This window comes from Mesorhizobium sp. M1322 (genome assembly GCF_040318085.1).
In the GTDB taxonomy this organism is placed as follows: domain Bacteria; phylum Pseudomonadota; class Alphaproteobacteria; order Rhizobiales; family Rhizobiaceae; genus Mesorhizobium.
Map to the genome: position 1 here is coordinate 60,441 of NZ_JAMYLP010000017.1, position 24,319 is coordinate 84,759.

General features: G+C 60.9%; 27 protein-coding genes. 14 read left to right on the forward strand and 13 right to left on the reverse strand.

From position 1 onward, the window contains the following. Window positions 1-33 precede the first annotated feature (33 nt). Entirely contained in the window at window positions 34-528 is a 495-nt protein-coding gene (locus tag NKH12_RS09320) for a hypothetical protein (RefSeq protein WP_352952836.1), read from the forward strand. Window positions 529-562: 34 nt separating this feature from the next. On the opposite strand, the gene NKH12_RS09325 is transcribed toward NKH12_RS09320, so the two are convergent. After that, the gene (locus NKH12_RS09325) at window positions 563-1,507 is read right to left on the reverse strand and encodes a lipid kinase (RefSeq protein WP_352952837.1); all 945 of its coding nucleotides are present in this window, start codon (window positions 1,505-1,507) and stop codon (window positions 563-565) included. Between the two features lie 156 nt (window positions 1,508-1,663). Between NKH12_RS09325 and NKH12_RS09330 the strand changes: the two genes are divergently transcribed. Next, entirely contained in the window at window positions 1,664-1,897 is a 234-nt protein-coding gene (locus NKH12_RS09330; RefSeq protein WP_352952838.1) for an AbrB/MazE/SpoVT family DNA-binding domain-containing protein, read from the forward strand. Beyond that, entirely contained in the window at window positions 1,894-2,298 is a 405-nt protein-coding gene (locus NKH12_RS09335) for a type II toxin-antitoxin system VapC family toxin (protein ID WP_352952839.1), read from the forward strand. The genes NKH12_RS09330 and NKH12_RS09335 overlap by 4 nt, the downstream gene beginning before the upstream one ends. Window positions 2,299-2,454: 156 nt before the next feature. Here the strand turns inward: NKH12_RS09335 and NKH12_RS09340 are convergent, their stop codons facing one another. From NKH12_RS09340 to NKH12_RS09370, 7 genes are all read right to left on the reverse strand, one after another. Further along, window positions 2,455-3,438: a branched-chain amino acid ABC transporter permease gene (locus NKH12_RS09340; RefSeq protein WP_502910769.1), complete on the reverse strand. Its 984-nt coding sequence runs from the start codon at window positions 3,436-3,438 to the stop codon at window positions 2,455-2,457. Further along, the gene (locus tag NKH12_RS09345) at window positions 3,438-4,325 is read right to left on the reverse strand and encodes a branched-chain amino acid ABC transporter permease (protein ID WP_029355907.1); all 888 of its coding nucleotides are present in this window, start codon (window positions 4,323-4,325) and stop codon (window positions 3,438-3,440) included. The genes NKH12_RS09340 and NKH12_RS09345 overlap by 1 nt, the downstream gene beginning before the upstream one ends. 69 nt (window positions 4,326-4,394) lie before the next feature. Then, entirely contained in the window at window positions 4,395-5,591 is a 1,197-nt protein-coding gene (locus NKH12_RS09350; RefSeq protein ID WP_352952840.1) for an ABC transporter substrate-binding protein, read from the reverse strand. 46 nt (window positions 5,592-5,637) lie between these two features. Beyond that, window positions 5,638-6,384 carry an ABC transporter ATP-binding protein gene (locus tag NKH12_RS09355; protein WP_352952841.1) on the reverse strand — a complete coding sequence of 249 codons (747 nt, stop codon included), beginning with the start codon at window positions 6,382-6,384 and terminating at the stop codon, window positions 5,638-5,640. Continuing rightward, window positions 6,377-7,132 carry an ABC transporter ATP-binding protein gene (locus tag NKH12_RS09360; protein WP_352952842.1) on the reverse strand — a complete coding sequence of 252 codons (756 nt, stop codon included), beginning with the start codon at window positions 7,130-7,132 and terminating at the stop codon, window positions 6,377-6,379. Before NKH12_RS09360 ends, NKH12_RS09355 begins: the two co-directional genes overlap by 8 nt. A 175-nt stretch (window positions 7,133-7,307) precedes the next feature. After that, on the reverse strand, window positions 7,308-7,508 hold the full coding sequence (locus tag NKH12_RS09365) for a hypothetical protein (protein WP_352952843.1): 201 nt from the start codon (window positions 7,506-7,508) through the stop codon (window positions 7,308-7,310). Window positions 7,509-7,562: 54 nt separating this feature from the next. Beyond that, on the reverse strand, window positions 7,563-7,772 hold the full coding sequence (locus NKH12_RS09370) for a hypothetical protein (RefSeq protein ID WP_352952844.1): 210 nt from the start codon (window positions 7,770-7,772) through the stop codon (window positions 7,563-7,565). Window positions 7,773-7,883: 111 nt separating this feature from the next. Between NKH12_RS09370 and NKH12_RS09375 the strand changes: the two genes are divergently transcribed. After that, window positions 7,884-8,978: a glycosyltransferase family 4 protein gene (locus NKH12_RS09375; RefSeq protein ID WP_352952861.1), complete on the forward strand. Its 1,095-nt coding sequence runs from the start codon at window positions 7,884-7,886 to the stop codon at window positions 8,976-8,978. A 75-nt stretch (window positions 8,979-9,053) separates the two neighbouring features. Beyond that, complete coding sequence (locus NKH12_RS09380) at window positions 9,054-11,222, forward strand: amylo-alpha-1,6-glucosidase (RefSeq protein WP_352952845.1); 2,169 nt, start codon at window positions 9,054-9,056, stop codon at window positions 11,220-11,222. Window positions 11,223-11,409: 187 nt separating this feature from the next. Here the strand turns inward: NKH12_RS09380 and NKH12_RS09385 are convergent, their stop codons facing one another. The 4 genes from NKH12_RS09385 to NKH12_RS09400 are packed head-to-tail and all read right to left on the reverse strand — an operon-like array spanning window position 11,410 to window position 13,557. Then, window positions 11,410-11,583 carry a hypothetical protein gene (locus tag NKH12_RS09385; protein WP_167366274.1) on the reverse strand — a complete coding sequence of 58 codons (174 nt, stop codon included), beginning with the start codon at window positions 11,581-11,583 and terminating at the stop codon, window positions 11,410-11,412. A 32-nt stretch (window positions 11,584-11,615) separates the two neighbouring features. Continuing rightward, on the reverse strand, window positions 11,616-12,743 hold the full coding sequence (locus NKH12_RS09390; RefSeq protein ID WP_352952846.1) for a WD40 repeat domain-containing protein: 1,128 nt from the start codon (window positions 12,741-12,743) through the stop codon (window positions 11,616-11,618). A 14-nt stretch (window positions 12,744-12,757) separates the two neighbouring features. Next, window positions 12,758-13,069 (reverse strand): hypothetical protein, encoded by a 312-nt coding sequence (locus tag NKH12_RS09395; RefSeq protein ID WP_352952847.1) that lies wholly within the window; start codon window positions 13,067-13,069, stop codon window positions 12,758-12,760. 11 nt (window positions 13,070-13,080) lie between these two features. After that, complete coding sequence (locus tag NKH12_RS09400) at window positions 13,081-13,557, reverse strand: hypothetical protein (RefSeq protein ID WP_352952848.1); 477 nt, start codon at window positions 13,555-13,557, stop codon at window positions 13,081-13,083. A gap of 566 nt (window positions 13,558-14,123) precedes the next feature. Between NKH12_RS09400 and NKH12_RS09405 the strand changes: the two genes are divergently transcribed. From NKH12_RS09405 to NKH12_RS09445, 9 genes are all read left to right on the forward strand, one after another. After that, window positions 14,124-15,797, forward strand: coding sequence for an aromatic/alkene/methane monooxygenase hydroxylase/oxygenase subunit alpha (locus NKH12_RS09405; RefSeq protein WP_198021676.1), 1,674 nt, complete (start codon window positions 14,124-14,126; stop codon window positions 15,795-15,797). A 51-nt stretch (window positions 15,798-15,848) separates the two neighbouring features. After that, complete coding sequence (locus NKH12_RS09410) at window positions 15,849-16,910, forward strand: NADH:ubiquinone reductase (Na(+)-transporting) subunit F (RefSeq protein WP_352952849.1); 1,062 nt, start codon at window positions 15,849-15,851, stop codon at window positions 16,908-16,910. Between the two features lie 48 nt (window positions 16,911-16,958). Beyond that, complete coding sequence (locus tag NKH12_RS09415) at window positions 16,959-18,017, forward strand: aromatic/alkene monooxygenase hydroxylase subunit beta (RefSeq protein WP_352952850.1); 1,059 nt, start codon at window positions 16,959-16,961, stop codon at window positions 18,015-18,017. Between the two features lie 16 nt (window positions 18,018-18,033). Then, window positions 18,034-18,405 carry an MmoB/DmpM family protein gene (locus NKH12_RS09420; RefSeq protein WP_023799649.1) on the forward strand — a complete coding sequence of 124 codons (372 nt, stop codon included), beginning with the start codon at window positions 18,034-18,036 and terminating at the stop codon, window positions 18,403-18,405. A 76-nt stretch (window positions 18,406-18,481) separates the two neighbouring features. Next, the gene (locus NKH12_RS09425) at window positions 18,482-19,504 is read left to right on the forward strand and encodes an amidohydrolase family protein (protein ID WP_352952851.1); all 1,023 of its coding nucleotides are present in this window, start codon (window positions 18,482-18,484) and stop codon (window positions 19,502-19,504) included. A 5-nt stretch (window positions 19,505-19,509) separates the two neighbouring features. Beyond that, window positions 19,510-20,310: an iron-sulfur cluster assembly protein gene (locus tag NKH12_RS09430; RefSeq protein WP_352952852.1), complete on the forward strand. Its 801-nt coding sequence runs from the start codon at window positions 19,510-19,512 to the stop codon at window positions 20,308-20,310. 76 nt (window positions 20,311-20,386) lie between these two features. Then, a complete protein-coding gene (locus NKH12_RS09435; protein ID WP_352952853.1) occupies window positions 20,387-22,018 on the forward strand; it encodes a molecular chaperone GroEL in 1,632 nt (543 codons plus the stop codon). Window positions 22,019-22,056: 38 nt separating this feature from the next. Beyond that, window positions 22,057-23,100, forward strand: a complete 1,044-nt coding sequence (locus tag NKH12_RS09440; protein WP_352952854.1) for an NAD(P)-dependent alcohol dehydrogenase — start codon at window positions 22,057-22,059, stop codon at window positions 23,098-23,100. A 144-nt stretch (window positions 23,101-23,244) separates the two neighbouring features. After that, complete coding sequence (locus NKH12_RS09445; RefSeq protein ID WP_352952855.1) at window positions 23,245-23,775, forward strand: DUF1097 domain-containing protein; 531 nt, start codon at window positions 23,245-23,247, stop codon at window positions 23,773-23,775. Window positions 23,776-23,879: 104 nt separating this feature from the next. Here NKH12_RS09445 and NKH12_RS09450 read toward each other — a convergent pair. Beyond that, a partial coding sequence (locus tag NKH12_RS09450; protein WP_352952856.1) for an IS5 family transposase occupies window positions 23,880-24,319 on the reverse strand: 440 nt, incomplete at its 5' end.

Here is a 24,319-nt window from a genome sequence, read left to right on the forward strand (position 1 = left end):
CACCAGAAGATGGCACGCCGAATATGCAAAGCAATGCTTGGCTTCGCCGCGCTTGCCTTAGCGGCGTGCCAATCGGCTCCTGACGCGCCGCAAACCACTCTCGAACCAGCGTTAGAACCTGGTACCATTCCTGCGCAAACTGCCTCGGATCCTGCCGCTGTTCCCTCCGGCTCAGCAATTATCGATCAATCCGTGGCGGTAACCCCGCCTGACAAGGCCGTTCCGAGAAAGTATACTGTTTTTTCGGGTCTATGGGCCGGACGATTGGATGGGATGTATGACGCCAAGCTTGCTGTTCAGACGATTTCTTCCAATGGGAAGGTGACGGTTACCTATGCGTGGGGAAATCTGGGCGACAACCATCCGGGAGAGGCGGCCGGCACCGGCAGAATTGTAGGGACTACGTTGAAGCTTGATCGCCTACCGAATGGCGCAGACGTCAGCTTTGTCATGCGGCCCGACGGAACCCTGGCCGGAACCGTTAGACTTGCCGGCCAGACCTACACGGGCGCGTTCCTCAAGCAATGATCGAAGACGTGTCCGAAGGCGCTTGATCGCCAGTCTAGCGGCTGTTGGCGCTGACCGCGTCACCAAGCACCTTTGTGCGGGGCTGCATGCGCGCGGCGGCAGGCGCGAACACCGAAATCGCCTTCGGGTGGACCTTGAAATGCGCCGGGGTCGAGGTCACGATCTCACCGTCAGTGTTCACCGGCATCGGCCTTTTCGTCTCGATGTCGAACTCGACGCATCTGGCCGTGCGAACCTCGCTCCAGGCGCCGTGTGTGCCTGAGCGGAACGAGCGCAGCATAAACGCCATTTTCCAGAGGTTCGTCATTTCCAGGCTGTACAGGTCGAGATGGCCGTCATCGATCTCCGCCGTCTCCTCGACGACGTTGCCGCCGCCATAGTGGCGGCCGTTGCCGACTGCAATCTGGTAGGTCTTGACTTCGGTCGCTACGCCCTTTTCGGTAATCCTTGCTTCGAAGAGGCGGGCCTTGGTCAACACTTTCATGGCGGCCAAGGCATAGCCAAACCTGCCGAAACGCTTCTTCAGCGCCGGATCGAGGCCCTGGGCAAGGTCGGTGCTGAGGCCGGTGCTCGCAACGTTGAAGAAAGCGTGACCATTGACGGTCCCGATATCGATCAGACGTCTTCCGCCGTCTACGATCACGTCGGCCGCTTTCCCCAGATCCAACGGGATTTCGAGGGTGCGCGCCAGATCGTTCGCCGTCCCCATCGGAATGATGCCCATCGGCAGCCCGCTTTCCATAACCGCGACCGCCGCCGAAGACACCGAGCCATCGCCGCCGCACACGATCACAAGATCGGCCCTATGGCGAAGGCGTACGATATCGCGTGCTATCTCGGGCAGCGCCTCAAACGTCTCGACGCTGACGCGGAGCCCACCGGCTTCGAGCCGTTCAACGACCGGTGCGATAGATTCCTGCCCGCGTCGCGCCTTTGGATTGACGAGCAGAAGCGCGCGTCTGTTCGTGATGTCGTTCATGCGGCGTAGATAGGGTGCTTGCCTGCGGATTACGATGTCAAAAGGCGCGCCTGGGAAGACAAGTCACAAATGACGGCTCCGGCAGCCGTTGCGGAGGTTGAAATTCGACCCACAAGGTAATACCTTGTGGAAAATAGGTAATACCAAGGTGCGAGCATGGCCAACACGGTCACAGCCAAAGGACAGGTGACCATCCCGAAGCCGGTCCGGGACCTGCTCGGAATCGTTCCGGGCAGCAAGGTTGATTTCCGCCGCACCGATGACGGCAATGTGGTGATTGTGCGTAGTGACAAGAAGCAGCCCGCGAGCCGCTTCGCGAAATTGCGCGGCCATGCCGGCAAGGGACTCGACACCGACGCGATCATGGCACTGACGCGTGGCGACGCGTGACGCTGGTCGACACCAATGTTTTGCTCGATCTTGTCACCGACGATGCGAACTGGGCGGATTGGTCGATCGCCCAGCTTGAGGCGGCAAGCCTCAATGGGCCGTTGTTGATCAACGATGCAGTCTATGCCGAACTTGCCGTCCGCTATGACCGCATCGAGAGTATCGACGCGTTTCTTGACGAAGCTCGTCTCCAATTGACTCCGATGCCCCGGGCAGCACTGTTCCTCGCCGGAAAGGTCTTTACGCGGTATCGCAAATCTGGCGGATCGCGCACTGGTGTGCTGCCTGACTTCTTCGTCGGCGCCCATGCAGCCGTCAATGGATTGCCGTTGCTCACCCGCGACGTCGGCCGCTACCGCACCTATTTTCCATCGCTGAAACTGATCGCACCGGACTCCTGAACAGCCCGCCGGCCCGAGAAACACGCCTAGGCAGAGGCCTTTTGCCTCTTAATCCTGAAGTCTTGGTAAGATGGTTTCGTGCAAAATTGTCGTCTGGCTATAGGACTGAGTGGCTGCATGCCTAACCGGCGACCGGTCGCTGGTTTCATCACCTGCTCAGAGCGGTTTCCGGATCCATTTTGCCAGGACGCCAATGATGCCCTCCCGGAACAACAGCACCGCGACAACGAAGATGATGCCTTGGCCGATCGTGACCCAGTCGCCAAATGTCGCGAGGTAATTCTGCATGGTGACGATGACTGCCGCGCCGACGATTGGTCCGAACACCGTGCCCATGCCGCCCAAGAGCGTCATCAGCACGACTTCGCCGGACATGGTCCAGTAGACGTCGGTAAGCGACGCCAACTGGAACACGATCGCCTTGGTGGCGCCGGCGACGCCGGCGAGCGTGGCCGACAGCACGAATACGGCGAGCTTGTAGCGGTTGACCCGATAACCCAGCGAGATCGCGCGGGGCTCGTTCTCGCGGATCGCCTTCAACACCTGTCCAAACGGCGAATGGATGATCCGATAGATCAGCAATATGCCGGCGAAGAAGATGGCGAGCACGAAGTAATAGAGGACTTCGCTCGAGCGCAGGTCGATCAGCCCGAACAGATGGCCGCGCGGCACGGCCTGGATGCCGTCCTCGCCACCGGTAAACGCCGCCTGCAGCGAGAAGAAATAGATCATTTGCGCAAAAGCGAGCGTCACCATGGCGAAATAGATGCCGTGGCGGCGAATGGCGAGGGAGCCAATGGCCAGACCGAGCACGGCTGCCACCAGCGTGCCCGCGATGATGGCGAGTTCGGGCGTCAAACCCCACACCTTTGCCGCATGGGCCGAGACGTAGCTCGCCATACCGAAATATGCTGCGTGGCCGAAGGACAGCAGTCCGCCATAGCCGAGCAACAGGTTGAAGGCGCAGGCAAACAGCGCGAAGCACAGCACCTTCATGACAAAGATCGGATAGAGCAGAAATGGCGCGGCGATGAGGAAGACGAACAGCGCGGCGAAGATCGCAAGGTGATGACGTGGCATGCCCTCGGCGCCAACGGAGGTGATGGCCGCCATAGCGATCGGGTTGGTGTCGGTTGTCATCACACACTCCGCCCAAACAGACCCGCGGGCTTGACGAGCAGCACGAGCGCCATGATGACAAAGATCACCACGGCCGAGCCTTCCGGATAGAACACGCGGGTCAGGCCCTCGATCAGCCCAAGCCCGAAGCCGGTGAGGATCGAGCCCAGGATCGAGCCCATGCCGCCGATGACGACGACGGCGAAGACGACAATGATCAGGTCTGCCCCCATGTTCGGATTGACTGCGTATATCGGCGCGGCGAGCACGCCGGCGAAACCCGCGAGTGCGACGCCGAAACCATATGTGAGCGTGACCAGCAGCGGCACGTTGATGCCGAACGCGCCGACCATGGTCGGGTTCTCGGTCGCTGCCCTGAGATAGGCGCCAAGCCGGGTCTTTTCGATGATGAACCAGGTCGCGAGGCACACGATGAGGGAAGCCACAATCACCCAGGCGCGCGAATTGGGCAGGTACATGAAGCCGAGATTATGCCCGCCGGTCAGAAGCGGCGGCGGCGGGTAAGGAAGGCCGGATACGCCGAAAAACTGGCGGAAGAAGCCGACGATGATCAGCGCCAGGCCGAAAGTGAGAAGCAGCCCGTAGAGATGGTCGAGGTGATAGAGCCGTCGGATCAGCACGCGCTCAAGCACGATGCCGGTGACGCCGACGATCGGCGGCACGATGAACACGGCCCACCAGTAGCCGACGCCGAGATAGTTGAGCAGCATCCAGGCGCCGAAGGCGCCTAGCATGTACTGCGCGCCATGCGTGAAATTGATGATGTTCAAGAGACCGAAGATGACCGCCAGCCCGAGGCTCAGAACCGCATAGAAGGACCCATTGATCAGCCCGAGCAGCAATTGGCCGAACAGGACCTGCGGCGGAATTCCAAGCAGTTCGAACATGGTCGCTCCGGCTGACTTGTCGACGAAAGGACGCGCCGAGCCGCTCGGCGCGTCGTTAGCGAGGCTCGCTTACTTGACGAGCGAACAGCCGCCGTCGGCGAGCGGGCGGAACGCTTTGTCGGCCGGAATGGTGGCCACCGTCTCGAAATAATCCCATGGCCCCTTCGATTGGTCCGGCTTCTTGACGCGGAACAGATACATGTCGTGCAGCTTGCGCCCGTCCGCGCGGATCGTGCCCTTGCCGAACAGCGGATCATCGGTCGGCATTTCCTTCATCTTGGCCATCACCTTGGCCGCGTCCTTGTCGCCAACGGCCTCGACGGCCTTAAGGTAATGCAGGACCGAAGCGTAGACTCCGGCCTCGATCATCGAAGGCTTCTGTCCGGCATTCCGCTCCTGGAAGCGGGCAGAGAATTCCCGCGTTTGATCGTTCTTGTCCCAGTAGAACGCGCCGGTGAGCACGAGGCCCTGCGCCACTTCTAGGCCAAGCGCATGCACGTCATTGATGAACATCAGCAGGGCGGCGAGCGCCTGGCCACCCTGCGTGATGCCGAATTCCGATGCCTGCTTGACCGCGTTGATCGTGTCACCGCCGGCATTGGCGAGGCCGACGACCTTGGCACCCGACCCTTGCGCCTGCAGCAGGAAGGACGAGAAATCCTGGCCGGGGAAAGGATGACGGACGGCGCCGAGAACCTTGCCGCCCGATGCTTCGACGACCGCCGACGTATCGCGCTCGAGCGCGTGGCCGAAGGCGTAGTCCGCTGTGACGAAGAACCAGCTATCGCCGCCCTGCGCGACCATGGCCGAACCCGTGCCGTTGGCAAGCGCCCAGGTGTCGTAGGTCCAGTGGACAGTGTTGGGCGAACAGGCTTTGCCGGTGAGGTCGGACGAAGCCGGACCCGAGGCGAGGAAGATCTTGTTCTTCTCCTTGGTGATCTCGTTGACGGCGAGCGCCACTGACGAGGTTGGCACGTCGGCGATTACATCGACATTTTCGGTGTCGTACCACTGGCGGGCGATGTTCGAGCCGACGTCCGGCTTGTTCTGGTGGTCGGCGGAGACGATCGACACGTTGATGCCCTTGTCCGCCGCCTTGAAGTCTTCCACCGCCATCTGGGCCGCGATGACCGAGCCTTCGCCGGCGATGTCTGCATAGATGCCGGAACGGTCATTCAGAACGCCGATCTTGACATCCGTGGCGTAGGCCGCACCGGCCATCAGCAGGCTCGTCAGCGAAGCCAGAATCAACCCCATTTTTTTCATCGCTACTCTCCTCCGATTGCGGCGCAACGCGCCATTGCTAATTGCCTCAGACACCGAGATAGGCGTGCAATTTGTCGATGTTGGCGTCGAGTTCGTCGTTGGGGATCGTGTCGATCACGCGCCCCTGTTCCACCACGTAGTGCCGGTCCGCGACCAACGCGGCGAAATGAAAATTCTGTTCGACGAGCACGATCGTGAATCCCTCCTCCTTGAGCCGGGCAATGGTGCGACCGATCTGCTGCACGATGACGGGAGCAAGCCCTTCGGTCGGCTCGTCGAGCAGCAGGAGCTTCGCGCCGGTCCGCAATATCCGGCCGATGGCGAGCATCTGCTGTTCGCCGCCCGAAAGCTTGGTGCCTTGGCTTGAAAGCCGCTCCTTCAGGTTCGGGAAAAGCTCGAAAATCTGCTCGACGCTGAGCCCACCGGGGCGCACCTGCGGCGGCAACATCAAATTTTCCTCGACCGAGAGACTGGAAAAGATCGCGCGTTCCTCCGGGCAGTAGGCGATGCCCATCTGTGCGATCAACCGCGACGGCAGCTTGATCGTCTCCCGGCCGTCGTAGGTGACCGAGCCCGAGCGCCTGGAAAGGATGCCCATGACGGCCTTCAGCGTCGTCGTCTTGCCGGCGCCATTGCGGCCGAGCAGCGTCACCACTTCGCCTTCGCCAACCTCGAAGCTCACGCCGTGCAGCACATGGCTCTCGCCGTACCAGCCCTGCAGGCCATCGACGCGCAGCAGCGCTCTTGCCGAGGGGCCAGCACCCGCCCTGCTTGCAAGTTCAACGTCAGACATGTCCGGCCCCGATATAGGCTTCGATAACGCGCGGATCTTTGGAAACCGCAGCATAGTCGCCTTCGGCGAGGACTTTGCCGCGCGCGAGTACGGTGATGTGGTTCGACAGCGAGGCTACGACCGAAAGATTGTGCTCAACCATCAAAATGGTGCGGTTCTTGGCGATGCGCCGGATCAGCGCCGAGATCCGCTCGATATCTTCTTGCGCCATGCCGGCCATAGGCTCATCGAGGAGCAGCATTTCAGGGTTCAGCGCCAGCGTCGTTGCGATCTCAAGCGCGCGTTTGCGGCCGTAAGGCAGATCGCTGGCGCGGACATCTGAAAACTCGGTCAATCCGACATCGGCGAGAAGAGCCGCACCCTCGCTATTGAGCTTGGAAAGCACTTTCTCGGAGCGCCAGAAATCGAAACTGTCGCCGCGCCGGCGCTGCAGCGCGATGCGGACATTCTCGAGTGCCGTCATGTGCGGAAACACCGCCGATATCTGGAAGGAACGCACAAGGCCCAGTCGCGCGATGTCGGCCGGCTGCATCCTGGTGATGTCGCGGCCTTGGTAGCGGATCGCGCCGCGCGTTGGTTGGAGGAATTTGGTCAGCAGGTTGAAGAGGGTTGTCTTGCCTGCGCCGTTGGGACCGATCAGCGCGTGGATCGATCCTCGCTCCACCCTCAGGTTGACATTGTTGACAGCGACGAAACCCCCAAATTCCTTAGTCAATCCCGCGGCTTCGAGGATCGCTCCGGAATTCATGCGCGGGAGCCTTCGCCCGTCATCGGCATGAAAACGTGGAACCGCGCTGCGGGGCTGTCCACCCCCAGGGTGACTTCCATGGTTTCCTCCCGTGGCTCTCCCGTCCGCAACAAACGACCTAATGCACATCGCGTCAAGGCTGCAATTTTCAGAAGCGTCTAACTTCGCGAAAAGCTTAGTTGCGCTGGCTCGAGTTCGGGTTTTCCCGGTCTGCCCGGGTGATCTTGCCCTTCGATGCTTTCGATCCGCCTCCCCATTCCTGGGCATTCCTGGCTTTAGCGCCGCCCTTGGCCGGTTCCTTGGCCTTGTCGCTGCCGCTTGCCCTCTTTCCGGATACAGGCTGGTCGGCTTTCGTAGACGAGTTTGTCTTCGCCATGGTGTCACTCCTGTCGATGGTCGGGGATCGCAACCACTATGGTCCGCCTGCGGGTCAATCCTTGCCGCCCTTGCCACGATTTGAATCCTTGCCGGCAGCCTGGCTGCTCTTTTGCGGCTTGTCCTTCTTGTCCTGATTGCCGCCGCGGTTGCCGCCATGTTCGCCGCTGGATCCCTTGACGGCTTTTCTGTCCTGAAGCCTCGTAGCCGTCCTGGTTCTCTGCTTGAACTCCCCTGACGCGGCGATTGTTCCCGCTGGGAACATATCGGCGCTTCGAGAGTTGGCGCAGGAGGACCGCACCGCAATGAACGCGAGGAAGGGGATTGCCGTCGGAGCGTTTTGAAGGATGACCTTCGCTTTCGAGAAGTGTTGCAGATGAAAATTGCCCAGATCGCCCCCCTTACCGAAGCCGTGCCGCCGCGGACGTATGGCGGGACCGAGCGAATAGTTTCGTATCTGACTGAGGAGCTTGTTCGGCAGGGGCATGATGTGACTTTGTTCGCCAGTGGTGATTCACGCACCTCGGCCGAATTGGTACCGTGTTGCGATATTGCGTTGCGCCTGAATCCCAGGGTTCGGCACGATATTCCCCACCACGTGACGATGCTTGAAAAGGTGCGCAGGCGGGCCGATGAATTCGACGTGCTGCATTTTCACGTTGATATTCTCCACTTCCCCGTAGTCCGGGATTTTGCCCAGCGGACCGTTACGACACTTCATGGACGGCTCGACCTCCCGGACCTGGCGCAGCTTTATGCGATGTTCGATGACATTCCGCTGGTCTCGATTTCCTACGACCAACGCTGGCCCATGCCGCCGGTCAATTGGGCGGGCACGGTGTATCACGGGCTGCCACGCGACCTCCTTCCTTTTCGCCCGAAAGCCTCGGGCTATCTCGCATTCCTCGGCCGCATCTCACCGGAAAAGGGGCCGGAAACGGCCATTGAAATCGCAGCGCGTACCGGTATGCCGCTGAAGATCGCCGCCAAGATTGACAAGGTAGACCAATCATATTGGAAAGAGAGGGTGGAACCCCAATTGCTTCGACATTCGAACGTGGAATTCATCGGCGAGATCGACGAACGGCAAAAAGCAGACTTTTTGGGTAATGCGGCAGCGCTTTTGTTCCCCATCGACTGGCCGGAACCCTTCGGACTCGTAACCATCGAGGCGATGGCCTGCGGCACGCCTGTGATAGCGTTTAGGCGCGGCGCCGTTCCGGAGGTCGTCGACGATGGTGTGTCCGGGTTGATCGTCGACACGCTGGACGAAGCTGTGGACGCAGCACGGCGAATAAACGGCCTCGATCGTGGACAGGTGCGACGGACTTTTGAAGAGCGATTCACGGTCGAGCGCATGTGCCGCGACTATGCAGCGATCTATGGCTCGCTCTCGGACGACATAACGACCGCACTTGGTTCTCAAAACAAGCGCGCTAAAAATGCCGCAATGATGAGTATGTCTACCTGACCGAGCAAGGAGACGGCTCGGCTGCCCGGATCAGGCCTGAGCCGCCTTGGTCGCTTCTGAACGGGAGGGTTGACCATGACCACTCAACTCGAAGACCGCAAGATTGATCCTGCCGTGGCGCTGCCGGCAATCGACGAAACGGCACCGCGCGAGCCGCATCGGCAATTTGCGCTGAAACACGAGGATTGTTTCGTCGTCGCAGACAGCTACGGCGACATACGCGGCACCGGCGACGGGCTTTTCCGCGACGACACGCGTGTATTGTCGCGCTTCCGTCTGTTCATTGGCGGCCGGATGCCGTCGCTGCTCGGCGCCTCGCTGTCGCAGGACAACATCCTATTCACCGCCAATCTTACCAATCTAGCCACTATCGGGCCGAATGGCAGCGAAGCATTGCCGGGCGTCGTCCACGTCGATCGGACGCGGTTCATCTGGCAGGACCGCATGTTCGAACGCATCAAGTTCACCAACTACTCCGCGCGCGAGGTGGTTCTGCCGGTCCGGCTCGACTTCGACGCCGATTTCCGTGACATGTTCGAGGTGCGCGGCACTACGCGTAGCCGCCGCGGTCGCGCGCATGACGCACTGGTCGGCGAGGCGAGCGTAACGTTCCGATATGAAGGCCTCGACAATGTGGCTCGTCAATCGGTCATCGCATTCTCGATCAAGCCCGATCAGGTGCACCCCGATCACGCCGATTTCCTCATTGTCGTGGCAAGGCGTGACAGCAGAGCATTGTACCTGGAGGTCGGCCACAGCGAAGAAACCCCCTCCAGCGACCGCTTTCGCGCGGCCGCTGCGCGAGCCCGCTTCGCCATGCGCTCAAAGCGCCGGCAGGGCGCTACCGTCTTCAGCTCCGGGCGCGTGTTCAATGACTGGCTGACACGCACGCGCGCCGACATCGCGCTGCTGACGACCGATCTGGAGACCGGGCCATACCCGTATGCCGGCATCCCTTGGTTTTCGACGGCTTTCGGCCGCGACGGCGTCATTTCCGCCTTGCAGATGCTTTGGCTCAATCCGGACCTTGCTCGTGGGGTCCTGGCCTTCCTTGCCCATTATCAATCGACCGAGACCTCTGTATTCGACGATGCGGAGCCTGGCAAAATCATGCATGAAACCCGCAAGGGGGAAATGGCCGTGCTGCGCGAGCTGCCGTTCGGCCGCTACTATGGCGGCGTCGACACCACGCCACTCTATGTCTATCTGGCTTCGTCCTACGCCGATCGCACCGGAGACGAGGCGTTCGTCGATCGCATGTGGAACTCGCTGGGCGCTGCCACTGCGTGGATGGAAGAGGTCGGAGCCCGCAACGGGGAAGGCTTTGTAACCTACAACAGGGCGGCCGACACGGGTCTGTTCAACCAAGGCTGGAAGGACAGTTCCGATGCCATCTTCCATGCCGACGGCACGATCCCCAAAGGGCCGATCGCATTGGTCGAAGTGCAAGGTTATGCCTTCGCCGCATATCAAGGGATGGCGGCGCTGGCCGCCAGGCGCGGCGACGACGCAAAGGCGGCGCACTGGAGCGCCTTGGCAGAGAGGATCCGTCAGGCGGTGGAGACGCATTTCTGGATGCCGGACCGCGATTTCTATGCTTTGGCAATCGACGGACAAGGCAAGCAATGCGCGGTTCGCACGTCCAATGCCGGTCACCTGCTTTACGTCGGGCTGCCGTCGGCGGAACGGGCTCAGTCAGTCGCCACCCAGCTGCTCTCTGGTCATCTCCATAGCGGTTGGGGCGTTCGCACACTGGCCGACGACGAGATCCCATTTAACCCTATGTCTTATCATAATGGCTCGATCTGGCCGCACGACACCGCGCTCTGCGCCTCCGGGCTCGCCCGCTATCACGAACGCGACAGCGTCGTGAAGCTGATGAGCGGTATGTTCGAGGCGGCGGTCCGTTTCAATATGCGGCTGCCAGAGCTGTTCTGCGGCTTTACGCGTGCGGCCAGCGATTCACCGGTGGCCTACCCGGTCGCCTGTCTGCCGCAGGCGTGGTCGGCTGGCTCCGCTTTCATGATGCTGCAGGCTTGCCTGGGCATTCGGGTTGACGGCTGGAAACGCGAAATCACCGTCGAACGCCCGCGGCTGCCGATCGGCATCGACAACATCGTTATCCGCCACCTGGCCATCGGCGAGGCGAAAGTCGATCTCATCTTCGAGCGCATTGGCGACCGCGTTGTGTGCTATCTCGACCATCGCCATGAAGGTCTGGTGCCTCTGGTGGTGCGCTCTTAGCGCAGGCCGGCTCCCGTGCGGCATCTGCGAGCGCTGGATTGAGTCGCCTGGATGAGCCCTCGATCAGGGTAAGTCGCAATCCGGAGGAATGGCATACACAGCCAGCGCAGCGCAAAACCTGTACGGCGAATCCGCCTGAAGCTCCTTCGGAGCTATGGCTTTCGAGCGCAATTGATTGGTCGTGAGTTTAGTTGGTCTTCAACTGGCCGACGCGGTTTTCGGCAATCCAGCGGGCGGCAAGCACCAATGCGCCCATACTGAAATCCTTGCCGTGTTTGGCCACCATTTCTTCCGACAGCTTGGCGAGCCGTTCGAAGAATTCGTCCTTGCTTTCGTCCTCGGGGGTGGGTTCGGTTTGCATTTTGTGTTCCTTTTGCATACGGGCTGCCTTTGCTATTTGAACATCTGCGCGGGAAAGGTGATGATCGCGGCGGTGCCGTCGACTGCGCCCACTGCTAGGTGGCGTCCGTCGCCGGACCAGGCAAGCGCGGCCACCGCGCTGCCCAGCGGCCTGACGAGGAGTTCGTCTCGCGCGCCGATCTGGGCGATGGTGATCCGGCCGTTGGCATAGCCGGCCGCAATCAGTTTTTTCTCCGGGTGCGCAGCCACTGTTTCGACCGGAACCAGCCCGGCTCGGCCAGTCTCCAGCGCGCCCGAGGTGTCGCCGTCAAGTGGCGGAGCGGTCATCGACCAGCCGGCGATCCGGAAGGCGCCCGACGCAAACAGCGCATTCTCCGGCAGGCTCCAGCATACTGTCCGGACCGGCGATGGAAATCCTTCGACGATGTTAGCTCGGCCATCGGTCACGCTGACCAAAGCAAAGCCTCCGGTTTCGAGCCCGCAGGCCAGCCAAGTGCCGTCTCCACTCCAGCGGATCGATACCGGGCGCGCCGAAAAAGAAACGTCGCGTATCGGGGCAGCACCGCCGTCGACCGCCCAGATCGACAATCCGTCGCCTAGGCCATGGGCGAGGCGCCTTCCGCCTGGCGAAAAGGCAAGCGCATCCGTGGACGGTGTCGCATCGTGTCGCAGTCGCACTGCATCGCCTTGGCCGCGTGCCAGGAAGACATCCCGTCGGTTGCTGACGGCTGTTATGGCCGTTCGGGGGTTGTGGTCGACGGCGACGACCGGCCCGTCGATTTTGACCAGCGTCTCCATCAAATTGCCGTCCGCGGCCAGATGCACCGCTTCGCCAGCCGCCGTTCCAACGAGGAATCCGGAGGAAAGGTAGCTGGCGAGCGGGACGTCTCCATCGCCTAACGCAGCGGTGGCGATCAATGGTGCCGGTGGCTTCTCCCGCGGGCGGATCGTCGTTCGGCCGAGATCGCCGCTCACTCTGATCCGCGACTCCGGCGGCTCCTGGTCCGCGACCGCGGCTATGGCGACCGTTCCGTCCACGCTGGTGCATGCGACAGCCGAGCCATCGGCGCTGAAGCGCAGGTCGGCGATCGCCGACGGGCGACGCCAGCTTCGCGCCAGCAGGTCGAACAAGGTCAGGCTTTGTATCGCGTGCTGGTTCATGACCATTCCCTTCGTCAGTTACCCACCGTCGCCGCGAGGCTGCGGTCGACGTCCTCGACCTCACCCTCCGCAGCGGCGATGCGTTGCTCGCACCTCGCGACTTCCTGCATGACCGCCGCGGCTCTCTCTTCCGCCTCATGCAAATCCTGCACCAGTTGCGCGCTGGCGCCGCTCCTGCCGATTGCGAGTTCCAGGCGCAGCACATCCATCTCGATACCGGCGCGTTTCTGATTGAGCCGCAGCGCCTCGGCAGTCAGCGCGGAGACGTTGGCGACAAGATCGAGCCGGCGGGCGAGCAATATGTCACGCCTGGTGGTTTGCCCCATCGGATCCTCCATCATTTTTCGGTCCCAGCCATCGGTCCGGGTGGATTTTCGAAAGCCGATAGCAATTTGGGCAATGTGCTGGCCTGCGACTGGAACTGTTTTTCGGCCGTTTCGATGTGGCTCTTGAGCTGATCCCAGATGTCGACGCGGATCATCGATGTCGTATCGCCGGTAAGGCGCTCGATCTCCTCGACGCGGAACTGCCGCGACAGCGAAACGCCGGAAAACACGAAGTCGCGCAACAGGATCGCATGGTTCTCGATGAACAGATGGATCATCGGATGCGTTTCCGTGGTGACGCCGCCGGCGGCAAGTTCGGCCCGGATGAAGTCCTGAAAGTGGCTCTGCAGGCGATGTTGGCTCTCGCCCATGAAGCGCATGACAAAGATCAGGTCGCGAGGCATCAGCCTGACAAGATCGCCGGTAACACCATCGCCCTGGCTGGACATCCGCTCGGGCGGCCACCCGCTGTCTCTGTCGTTCGCCACGATCTTTCTCCAGTGCCATGCTCGTCCATAGCCATCGCATTCAAATAGTAGAGAAAGAACGATTGTTAAATAGATGATGCGCGTTTTTGTATATGCTGCACCTGCTAACTAGATATATTGCATTTGCGAGCTATGTATAAATATTACATGCGTACGTTACAATTGTAAAAGAACGTTACGGTTGACCTTCTCTTCACGCGCCGAACGGGCAGCGATTTGCTTTTGCGCCGGCCATGGGCGCCATTTTCAAATTGGCACGGCGCTTGCTTTATACATTTCCATAAGAAGCCCATCGCGCTTTTGACGCGGTGCCAAAAGAACGAAGGAACGAAGGAAGCAGGGAACCAGTCACGTCCGCTTCGATGCGCCCATCGCAAATGCGGTTGGCGCCGAGGATCTCTGCCAGACGCCTCTAAAACCTTTGCCGCGATCCACTTGAATGGCCGGACCATGAGTCGCGCCTGAACGCGCAACCCTTGTCGTGCCGTTCGCACTCTCACTAGCGGTGCTGTGCGCCGCTCCATGCCGGGGTCAAGGGACCTGCGGCTCAAACCTGGTGGAGGCTTATGACCATGACGTCTCTGACGCTCAACAAGATTACCTCACAACGCGGAATCTCCGTGGGCGAGGCAACCAAGAAGATTGCCGATCTCGGCTGGAATCCTTCCTACGTCCAGGAAGCGATGACGTTTCCGACGGACTACAAGATCAACAAGACGCCGCGCGACCCGATGAAACAGGTTTTGCGGTCGTACTTCCCGATGCAGGAAGAGAAGGACAACCGGGTCTACGGCGCGCTGGATGCGGCGCTGCGCGGCGACATGTTCCGCAATGTGGAACCGCGCTGGGTCGAGTGGATGAAACTCTTTCTGGCGATCATTCCCTTCCCGGAAATCTCGGCTGCCCGCTCGATGGCGATGGTCGCCCGTATCGCTCCTGGCGAGGAACTCAGGACCGGCTTCACGATGCAGATGATCGACGAGTTCCGGCACTCGACGATCCAGATGAACCTGAAGAAATGGTACATGGAGAACTACATCGATCCGGCTGGCTTCGACATCACCGAGGAAGCCTTCGGCAAATGCTACGCCACGACTATCGGCCGGCAGTTCGCGGAAGGCTTCATCACCGGCGACACCATGACTGCCGCCTGCATGTATCTGACCGTGGTGGCCGAAACCGCCTTCACCAACACGCTGTTTGTCGCCATGCCTTCGGAAGCCGCCCGCAACGGCGACTATGCGCTGCCGACCGTCTTCCTGTCGGTGCAGTCCGACGAGAGCCGGCATATCGGTAATGGCCACTCACTGCTGATGGCGGCTCTCAAGGAGCCGGAAAATCATCTGCTGCTCGAGCGCGACCTGCGCTATGCCTTCTGGCAGAACCACGCGATCGTCGATGCGGCCATAGGCACCTTCATCGAATACGGCACCACCAACCGCGATAAGAACAAGGAGTCCTACGCGGAAATGTGGCACCGCTGGATCTATGAAGACTACTACCGCACCTACATGCTGCCGCTCGAGAAATACGGCATCAAGGTCCATCACGACGACGTCCAGGCGGCCTGGGAACGCATCACCAAGAAGAATTACGTCCACAAGGTCGGGCAGTTCTTCGCGGTCGGCTGGCCGGTCAATTTCTGGCGCATCGAAGCTCAGACCGACAAGGACTTCGAGTGGTTCGAGCACAAGTATCCGGGCTGGTACGCCGAATTCGGCGACTTCTGGAAATGGTACGCCAAGCTCAGCCACAAGGGCGAGAAGGTGCTGCTGTTCAACAGCGACGTGGGCTACGTCTATCCACACCGCTGCTGGTCCTGCCTTGTGCCCTGCCTGATCCGCGAAGACATGGTGGTCGGCGAGATCGATGGCCAGCTGCACACCTTCGCCCACGAGCTCGACAAGTGGACCGCCACCGTGGCCTTCGCCGACGAGTATGAGGGCCGCCCGACACCCGCGATGGGCCGCTTCAGTGGCAAGCGCGAGTGGGAGACGCTCTATGACGGCTGGGATCTGGCCGATGCGATCAAGGACCTGAACTTCGTCCGCTCCGACGGCAAGACACTCGTCCCGCAGCCGCATATGCGCTTCGACGACAAGGAGATGTGGACGCTGGACGACGTGCGCGGCAACAAGCTCGGATCGCCGCTCAACGCGCTGCGTGCCATGTCGCCCGCGGACCGTGAGAAGCACCTGGCGGAATACCGGGCCGGCTTCACAATCAATCCCTGCAACTGATCAGGCCAAGGGGCGGGTTCGTCCCGCCCCTTCTCTTTACTGGAGGTCTGTATGTCGGAAACCCACACGGTCAGGCTCAGCCCAGTCGGCGTCGAATTCGATGTCGAAAATGGCGAAACGGTGCTCAACGCCGCGTTCCGCCAGGGCATCGCGCTGCCGCACGGTTGCAAGGAAGGGCAATGCTCCGCCTGCAAAAGCGTATTGCTCGAAGGCGAAGTCGACATGCTCAAATACTCGACCTTCGCGCTGAACGACATGGAGAAGGAGAGCGGCCACGTCCTTTTGTGCCGCTGCATCGCCTACTCCGATCTGGAAGTCGAGCTTCTCAACTACGACGAGGAGATTTTGGCGAAAGCGATCGCCGTGAAGACGTTCAAAGGCCGGATTGCTCGGATCGAGCACCTGACCCACGACATTCGCGGCATCGAGATCGAACTCGGCTCGCCGATAAAGTTCTGGGCGGGGCAATATGTCGACATCACGGTTACCACGCAAAAAGGGGAGACGATTACGCGCTCGTTCTCCATGGCAAATACGCCGGACCAAACCCAAAAACTCTGCTTCATCATCAAAAAATACCCTGAGGGAAAGTTCTCCGGAGAACTCGATTCCGGAGGCATCAAGGTCGGAGCCGAGGTCACCGTCGTCGGACCTTACGGAACCTGTTTCCGCCGGGACGAACGGCAAGGACCCCTGATCCTGGTCGGGGCCGGATCGGGCATGTCGCCGATCTGGTCGATCCTCAACGACCATCTGAAGAGCGGCGAGAAACGTCCGGTCTATTTCTTCTACGGCGCCCGCACCCGCAACGACCTGTTCTATCTCGACAGGATCGCCGAGCTGGTCGGTAACCATTCCGACGTCACCTTCATTCCCGTGCTGTCGCACGCGACTGATGACGCCGAATGGGAAGGCGAACGCGGTTTCGTACACCAGAGTGTTGACGCCAAGCTCAAGCAACTTGCGGTCGACGGGCAGGGCGATGTCCATGCCTGTGGCCCGCCACCGATGATCGATGCGCTCCAGCCGGTTCTATTCATGAACGGGTTCGAGACGGAGCGGATCTTCTTCGACAAGTTCACCACATCGGCAGGTGCAACGCCGGCCCACTGAGGGCGGCCACGCAACTGCAACCTCAACTGCAACAAGGGAGTGAAGACTATGCCAGCTATTTCGAGTTCAGTCGGATCCGGAGCCGCCGGCGCGGCGATCTTTGCCGACTCCGACAGCCGGAAGTACCGGTATTTCGACCCGAAGGGCCAGCGCGCCACGCACTACGAAGACATGACGGTCGACGTACAGCCTGACCCGGAGCGTTACCTGATCCAGGACTGGATCATCTCCTTTGCCGACGGCAAGGGCGCCTATGTCAAGCAGAACACCGCTGCGCAGAGCTCCAACTGGCATGCCTTTCGCGCCCCCGATCAGGAGTGGGAACGCACGCACTACCAGCGCCAGTCGAAGATCGAGACGATGGTGCAGAGCGTCATCAACAACGCCCGCAAGTCGGGGGCGCCTAAGACATTCGACAAGGCCTGGGTCAAGATTCTGCAGACGCAGCTCGGCGCCTGGAAACATGCCGAATTCGGGCTCGGCACCTCGCTGATGCAGGCGCAGCGTTACGGCTACACCCAGATGATCAACAACGCCACGCTGACCAACTCGTCCTACAAGCTGCGGCTTGCGCAGGACATCACCCTCTACCTTGCCGAGATCGGCATGGACCTTCCCGGCTGGGACGACGAACTCGGCAAGAAGACCTGGCTCGAAGACAACAACTGGCAAGGCACCCGCGAGGCGGTCGAAACCATCATGGGCGCGACCGACTATCTCGAACAGTATTTCGCCACCAACATCGTCTTCGAACCGCTGGTCGGGGAAGCATTCCGCTCAGGTTTCCTGATGCAGATCGCGGCCGCCAACCATGACTTCATCACGCCTGCGGTGATCTCGGCAGCCGAGGCCGACTACGAACGCAACCTCGCCAACACGATCGACCTCATGCACGTGCTCGCCAACGACGAGAAGCACGGCGCGGCCAACAAGAAGCTCTTCCAGGGCTGGGTCGAGAAACACGGCGCGCTCGCCGACAAGGCAGCCACCGGCCTGCAGCCGATCTGGTCGATGCCGCATTCCAAGCCGGTCGCCTTTGCGGATGTCCGTGCCAAATCCGAGGAACGGATTGGTCAGATACTCCGCGAACTTGGCCTCAAGCGCTGACACAGGGAGAACTGTCATGTCAACTGCAGCACGCGACGCATCGCAATCCAACATCTTCAGGGCGATGAAGGACATCACCTTCGAACAGACGATCTCGCATCAGTGCGGCGTCACCATGAACGACTCGGTGGAAGCCAGGGCCATCGCTGAATTCATGGGCCTGAAGCCGAACGTAACCGTCACCTACCAACCGGCGATGATCCGCATCGACGGCACCGGCAAACTGATCTTCAAAATGGACGAGATCAGCGAATATCTCGGCCGCGAGATGACGGCGGAAACCTTCGAGGTCAACAGCTCCACCCACTACGGGCGGATGGTGCGCATCGACGACAACACCGTGATCCTGTTCGGCAACATGGACGAAATGTTCGAATACATCGAATAGACGCCAAAAAATCAATCAGGCGCGCCGCTTGGTTGCGGCGCGCCGCCCCGATCAACGCAATCAGGCTGAGGGAACCATGTTCATCACACCGGAAGGCAAGGAAATCTTCGTGGTCGACGGCCACACCCATTTCTGGGACGGCAGCCCCGAAAACCAGAAGAATATTCACGGCAAGCAGTTTATCGATTGCTTCTACGCCTATCACACGGGGCTGAGCCCCAAGGACCAGCTGTGGGAGAAGAGCAAGTTCGAGAAATACAGTGCCGACGATCTCTATCGCGACCTGTTCATCGACGGTCCAGATGATATTGCGATCGTCCAGTCGACCTATCTCAAGGACTTCTACAAGAACGGCTTCAACACGATCGAGCGCAACGCCGAGGTGGCCAAGCTCTATCCCGAGCGTTTCATCGTCAATGGCGCCTTCGATCCGCGCGATGGCGAAAAGGCGCTTGAGTACATCCACTTCCTCAAGGAGACCTATGACGTCAAGGGCGTGAAGATGTACACGGCCGAATGGAACGGCGCCTCCAAGGGCTGGAAGCTCACCGATCCCGATGCCTACAAGTGTTTTGAACTCTGCGGCAAGCTCGGCATCAGGAACATCCACGTCCACAAGGGCCCGACGATCCTGCCGCTCAGCAAGGATGCCTTCGATGTGCATGACGTCGATCACGCGGCGACGGATTTCCAGGGCCTCAACTGGATCATCGAGCATTGCGGCCTGCCGCGCCTCGACGATTTCTGCTGGATCGCGACGCAGGAAACCAACGTCTTCGGTGGGCTTGCGGTAGCGCTGCCCTTCATCCATTCCCGCCCGCGCTACTTCGGCGAAGTCATCGCCGAACTGCTCTTTTGGCTCGGGCCGGAGAAAATCCTGTTCGGTTCCGACTACGCGATCTGGACGCCACGCTGGCTGGTCGAGAAATTCTGGGCCTACCAGATCCCAGACGACATCGCCGCAGAACGCGGCGTGCAGCTGACCGACGAGATCAAGGAGAAGATCCTCGGCCTCAATGCCGCGCGTCTCTACGACATCGACATCGAAGCCAAGAAGAAGGCGCTCGCCAGTTCGCCCTTCAGCATCGCGGCGGAGTAGGGGCCATGGCAACCGCCGCCAGCGTTTCCGGCAACCGCGAGAAGGAGCTCTGGCGGTGCCTTGGTGAGGTCAACGACCCCGAGCTCGACGAACCTATTACTGAGATGGGCTTCGTCGAGCGGGCCGCGATGGCGAGCGATGGCAGCGTGGAGATAGATTTCCGCCTGCCGACCTACTGGTGCTCGCCCAACTTCGCGTTCCTGATGCTGGACGGCGTCCGCAAGGCGCTCGACCAGCTCTCCTGGGCGCCGGCCTATCGCGTCAAGCTGCACGACCACATGTTCGCGGAAGAGGTCAATCGCGGCATGGAAGCCGGCAAGACATTCGCCGATATTTTCGTCGAACTTGCCGAGGATCAGGATCTGGGCGCTTTGCGCGAAACCTTCAGGATGAAGGCATTCAAGCGGCGCCAGGAGGCCGTCTTGCGGGGTCTCCGGCAGCACGGTCTGACGGATCGGGAAATCCTCTGCATGGACCTGCCGGCATACGACGTCGCGCGGCTCGAAGCGGGCGAAGCGGCCAACCAGAAGCCGAGATACCGGGCGGCTCTGATCGAGCGTTTTCCCGACCGCCGGGCGGATGATCCCGTCTTCGTGACCTGGGAAGGACAACGCCTACCGCCCGCCGCGCTCGGTGCTCATCTTGCCGAACTGCGCGGTGTGCGCGTCAACATGGAGTTCAACGGCGCGCTGTGCCGTGGACTCAAGCAGACCAGATACAAGGAACTCGATGTGGTCGAGGGCGAACCGACACTGGTCGATTTCATCATGGATCGCGTGCCGGCACGAGCCGCGCCGACCGCCTGAAGTAGAGCCGAAAACAACGGCCTCCCCGCACGAGGCCCCTAACCAACAACCCGCCCGTAAGGCGGAAGGAGGAATCATGCCCAAGACAATGCTTCACAATTCCGACGCCCGCCGCGCTCTCGCCCGTGGCGTCTTTCGGCTGGCCGCTGCCGTCGAGCCGACGCTCGGCCCCAAGGGCATGAACGCCATGATCGACCGGCCGATCGGCACGCCGATGGTGACCCGCGACGGCGTCAGCATCGCCTCCGAGATCGAGCTGCACGACCGTTTCGAAAACATGGGCGCGCAAGTGGTCCGCGAGGTCTCGATGCAGACCAACGAGGTCGCTGGCGACGGTACCACGACTGCCATCGTGCTCGCCAACGCTCTCATCCAGGGCGGTGTGGAGGCGAATGAACGCGGCGTGAAGTCCGTCGATCTGTGCAAGGGCATAGACCTTGCCGTGGCAGCGGTGGTGGCGGCGCTCAAGGCTTCGGCCAAGCCGGCAAAGGGCAACGGCATCCTGGCGTCCGTCGCCAACATCGCCGCGACCAATGCCAAACTTGGCGCTCTGGTGGCGGAAGCCCACCAGCGGGTGGGGGCCGAAGGCGTCATCACCACGGACTTCAGCGTCACCACCGAGACCACTCTCGATGTGGTCGAGGGCATGTCCTTCGACCGCGGCTATCTCTCTCATCACATGGTGACTGACCACGAAAAGATGGAGGCTGTTCTCGAACGGCCGTACATCCTGATGACCGATCTCAAGATCAAGCAGCCCGAGGCGCTGGATGCGGCTCGCCGCATTGCCGCCGAGGATGGTCGGCCGCTGCTGATCGTGTCCGAGGAAATGTCGCCGGAAGTTGTGGTGACGCTGCTCGGCAAGCAGGGACCTGGAAAATACCTCGTTGTTCATCCGCCGGAATATGGCCATTGGCGCAAGGCGATGATGGAGGATCTGGCGATCATCACCGGCGGCAAGGTGATCGCGCGCGACCTCGGCGGCCGGCTGGAGGACATCACCGCCGACGATCTCGGAACGGCTGACCGGGTGAAGACCAGTTCGTCCTACACCTCGATCATCCGCGGCGGCGGCGATCACGCGGCAATCGCGTCGCGTCGCGCTCAGGTGCAGCGGCAGTATGAAGCTTCGCCGCCGAACATCGACCAGGACAAGCTGCGCGAGCGCCTGGCCAAGCTTTCTGGCGGCACTGCGATTCTCTATGCCGGCGGTGTCACGCCGGTCGAGCAGAAGCGAACCATTCAGCTCATCGAGGATTCGCTGAATGCGGTACGCGCCGCATCCGAAGAGGGCGTGGTCGCCGGGGGCGGTTCGGCGCTTGCCCAGATCGCGCCGCTGCTCGACAAGGTGGCGGCAGGCGTCGACGGCGATGTCGCCGAAGGCGTGCGCCTGGTGCGATCGGTGCTGTCGCGGCCGCTGTGGCGCATCGCCGTCAATGCCGGCGCCGATCCCGAAGCAGTGGTGGCGGAAGTCACGCGCATCAACGGCGGCTACGGCTATAACGCGTCTGCCGGCAGCTACCAGAACATGTTCGAGGCAGGGATCATTGATCCGGTCCGCGTCACCTACACAGCACTCGCCAACGCAGCTTCGGTGGCGACGCTGATCCTGACCACCGAAACGCTGATCGGCCATCTCGCCGAGGACGAGGACCCGACGGCCGGACCGGCTCGCGGTGGCGGCTCTGAAAAGCTCGGCCGCGCCTGAAGCAATCCGAACAATCTCGACGTTGAAAGGATACGACGATGAAAGCTGCCAGACTGTACGAATACGATCCGCACATGAACGTCCAACTCAGGGTCGAGGAGGTCAAGGCGCCGACCATTACCGCTCCCGACGAGGTCATCGTACGGGTAGGTGCCGCCGGCCTCTGCCGTACCGACCTCCACATCATCGAGGGTGTGTGGAAGCCGACGATGGACCCAGAAGGCACGCTGTTGCCTTACATCATGGGCCATGAAAATGCAGGCTGGGTCGAGGAGGTCGGCAGCGGCGTCAGGTCGGTCAAGCGCGGTGACGCCGTGATCTGCCACCCCTTCCGCTCGTGTGGCATCTGCCTCAACTGCCGCCACGGCGAGGATATGTACTGCGATAACGGCCAATTTCCGGGCCTCGGCATGAATGGCGGTTTCGCGGAGTATTTCATTACCAGCGAGCGTTCGTTGATCAAGCTGAACGCCAACGTCACGCCGATCGAGGTGGCGCCGCTTGCCGACGCCGGCATCACCGCTTATCGCGCCGCCAAGCGCGCCGCCAAACTGCTGCGACCAGGCAGCTATTGTGTGCTGCTCGGCATAGGCGGGCTCGGCCACATCGCGCTGCAATCGCTGCACGCGATCTCGGGCTGCCGCATCATCGCCGTCGATCGCGAGCCGGCAGCACAGGTGCTGGCCAAGAATCTCGGCGCGGACTTCGTCCTCGATGGTGGGCCGAACATCGTCGAGGAGGTCAGCCAAATCACCGGCGGCGGCGCCCATGTGGTCATCGATTTCGTCGGTGAACTCGGTATCGAGAACATCTGCTGGAAGATGGTGCGCAAGGGCGGGCAACTGTTCGTCGTCGGCTATGGCGGCAATATCAATGTGCCGACCGCCCATCTCGTCATCGAGGAGATCAACATCGGCGGCAGCCTGGTCGGCAATTTCACCGAGCTTGTCGAACTGATGGAGCTCAACGCCGACGGTAAGGTGAGGATGCACTACACGGAATACAACCTCGCCAGCATCAACACCGCGCTCGACGATTTCAAGAACCGTCGGTTCACCGGCCGCGGCGTCATCGTGCCCTGAAGCGTCTGGTCGGGCCTGCACGGAGCGGGCCCGGCGTTTTGGTTCGCTTGCCGGTCCCGGCAAGCCTTTCTTGGGCGCCGCGGCTGATGCCATGGCTTTTCCGTAATCGGGACGTCAGCGAAGCGTGGTCCTGAAACGAGTTCTTTGCTTCGCAGTTTGGAAAAATGGGAGGACAATATGGATCTTATTACAGGACTGGCCGTCGTCATCGGCATTATGGGCGGCATTGCAACCTGGGCAGCGATCACCATCGGCAACCCCTATCTGCTGATCTGGGCGGTATTTGTGGGCTGGGGGAGTTTCTATCACTGTGGCGGCAAGGAAGCCGGGTTCAAGAATTCGGCGCTTGCAAATCTTTGGGGAGCGATCTGCGCCGCCGGCGCATTGATAGCACTGACGTCTATCGGTGTTACGGCTCTCACGGCCGGCATTTGCGTCGGCGTTTCAATCGTAGTTCTGATTTTCGCTGCCAAGCTGCCATTGCTGAGTGCGATTCCATCAGCGGTCTATGGCTACGCAACGACTGCGGCACTTTTTCTGCTTGGCGCTGCCGCCTATGGCGAGGGTCCAAGCGGCATCAGCAAGGTAGCGGCAGCTGTGGTGATTTCGCTGATCATTGGCAACAGTCTCGGCTACGTCTCCGAGAAAGTGACAGCTGCTGTCGTAAAGAGCTGATCTAACCCCCGCTACCGTTTCAGTGATTGACTTATCTCAACCCCGTGGCGCGAATGCCGCGGGCTTCTTTCGTGCCGGTGACAGGCTCTAGGCCGTGTGGACAGTTACCGCAACCATAGGACAATAGCCGCGAGAGTGACAACGGCGCGGTAATTGCGGGCGGTTTTCTCGAAGCGGGTTGCGACCCGGCGGAACTGCTTGAGCTTGGAGAAGCAGCACTCGACGAGATGACGCTGGGCATAGAGGTGCTTGTCGAGCGGATATTTGAGTGAGCGCGATGGATTGTTGGGTATGACAGCAACTGCATTCTTGGCGGCGATGGCTTGGCGTAAATAGTCGGCGTCATAGGCGGTGTCGGCCATGACCACGTCGGCGGACAGTCCTTCGATCAAGGCTGCGGCTTGCGGCGCATCGCCCTTTTGCCCTGCAGTAAGCGTGAACCGCACAGGGCACCCCAATCCGCGAACGGCCATGTGTATCTTGGTGCTCAAGCCGCCGCGGGAGCGACCAAGGGCTTGATCTTCAGACCCCCTTTTTTGGCCCC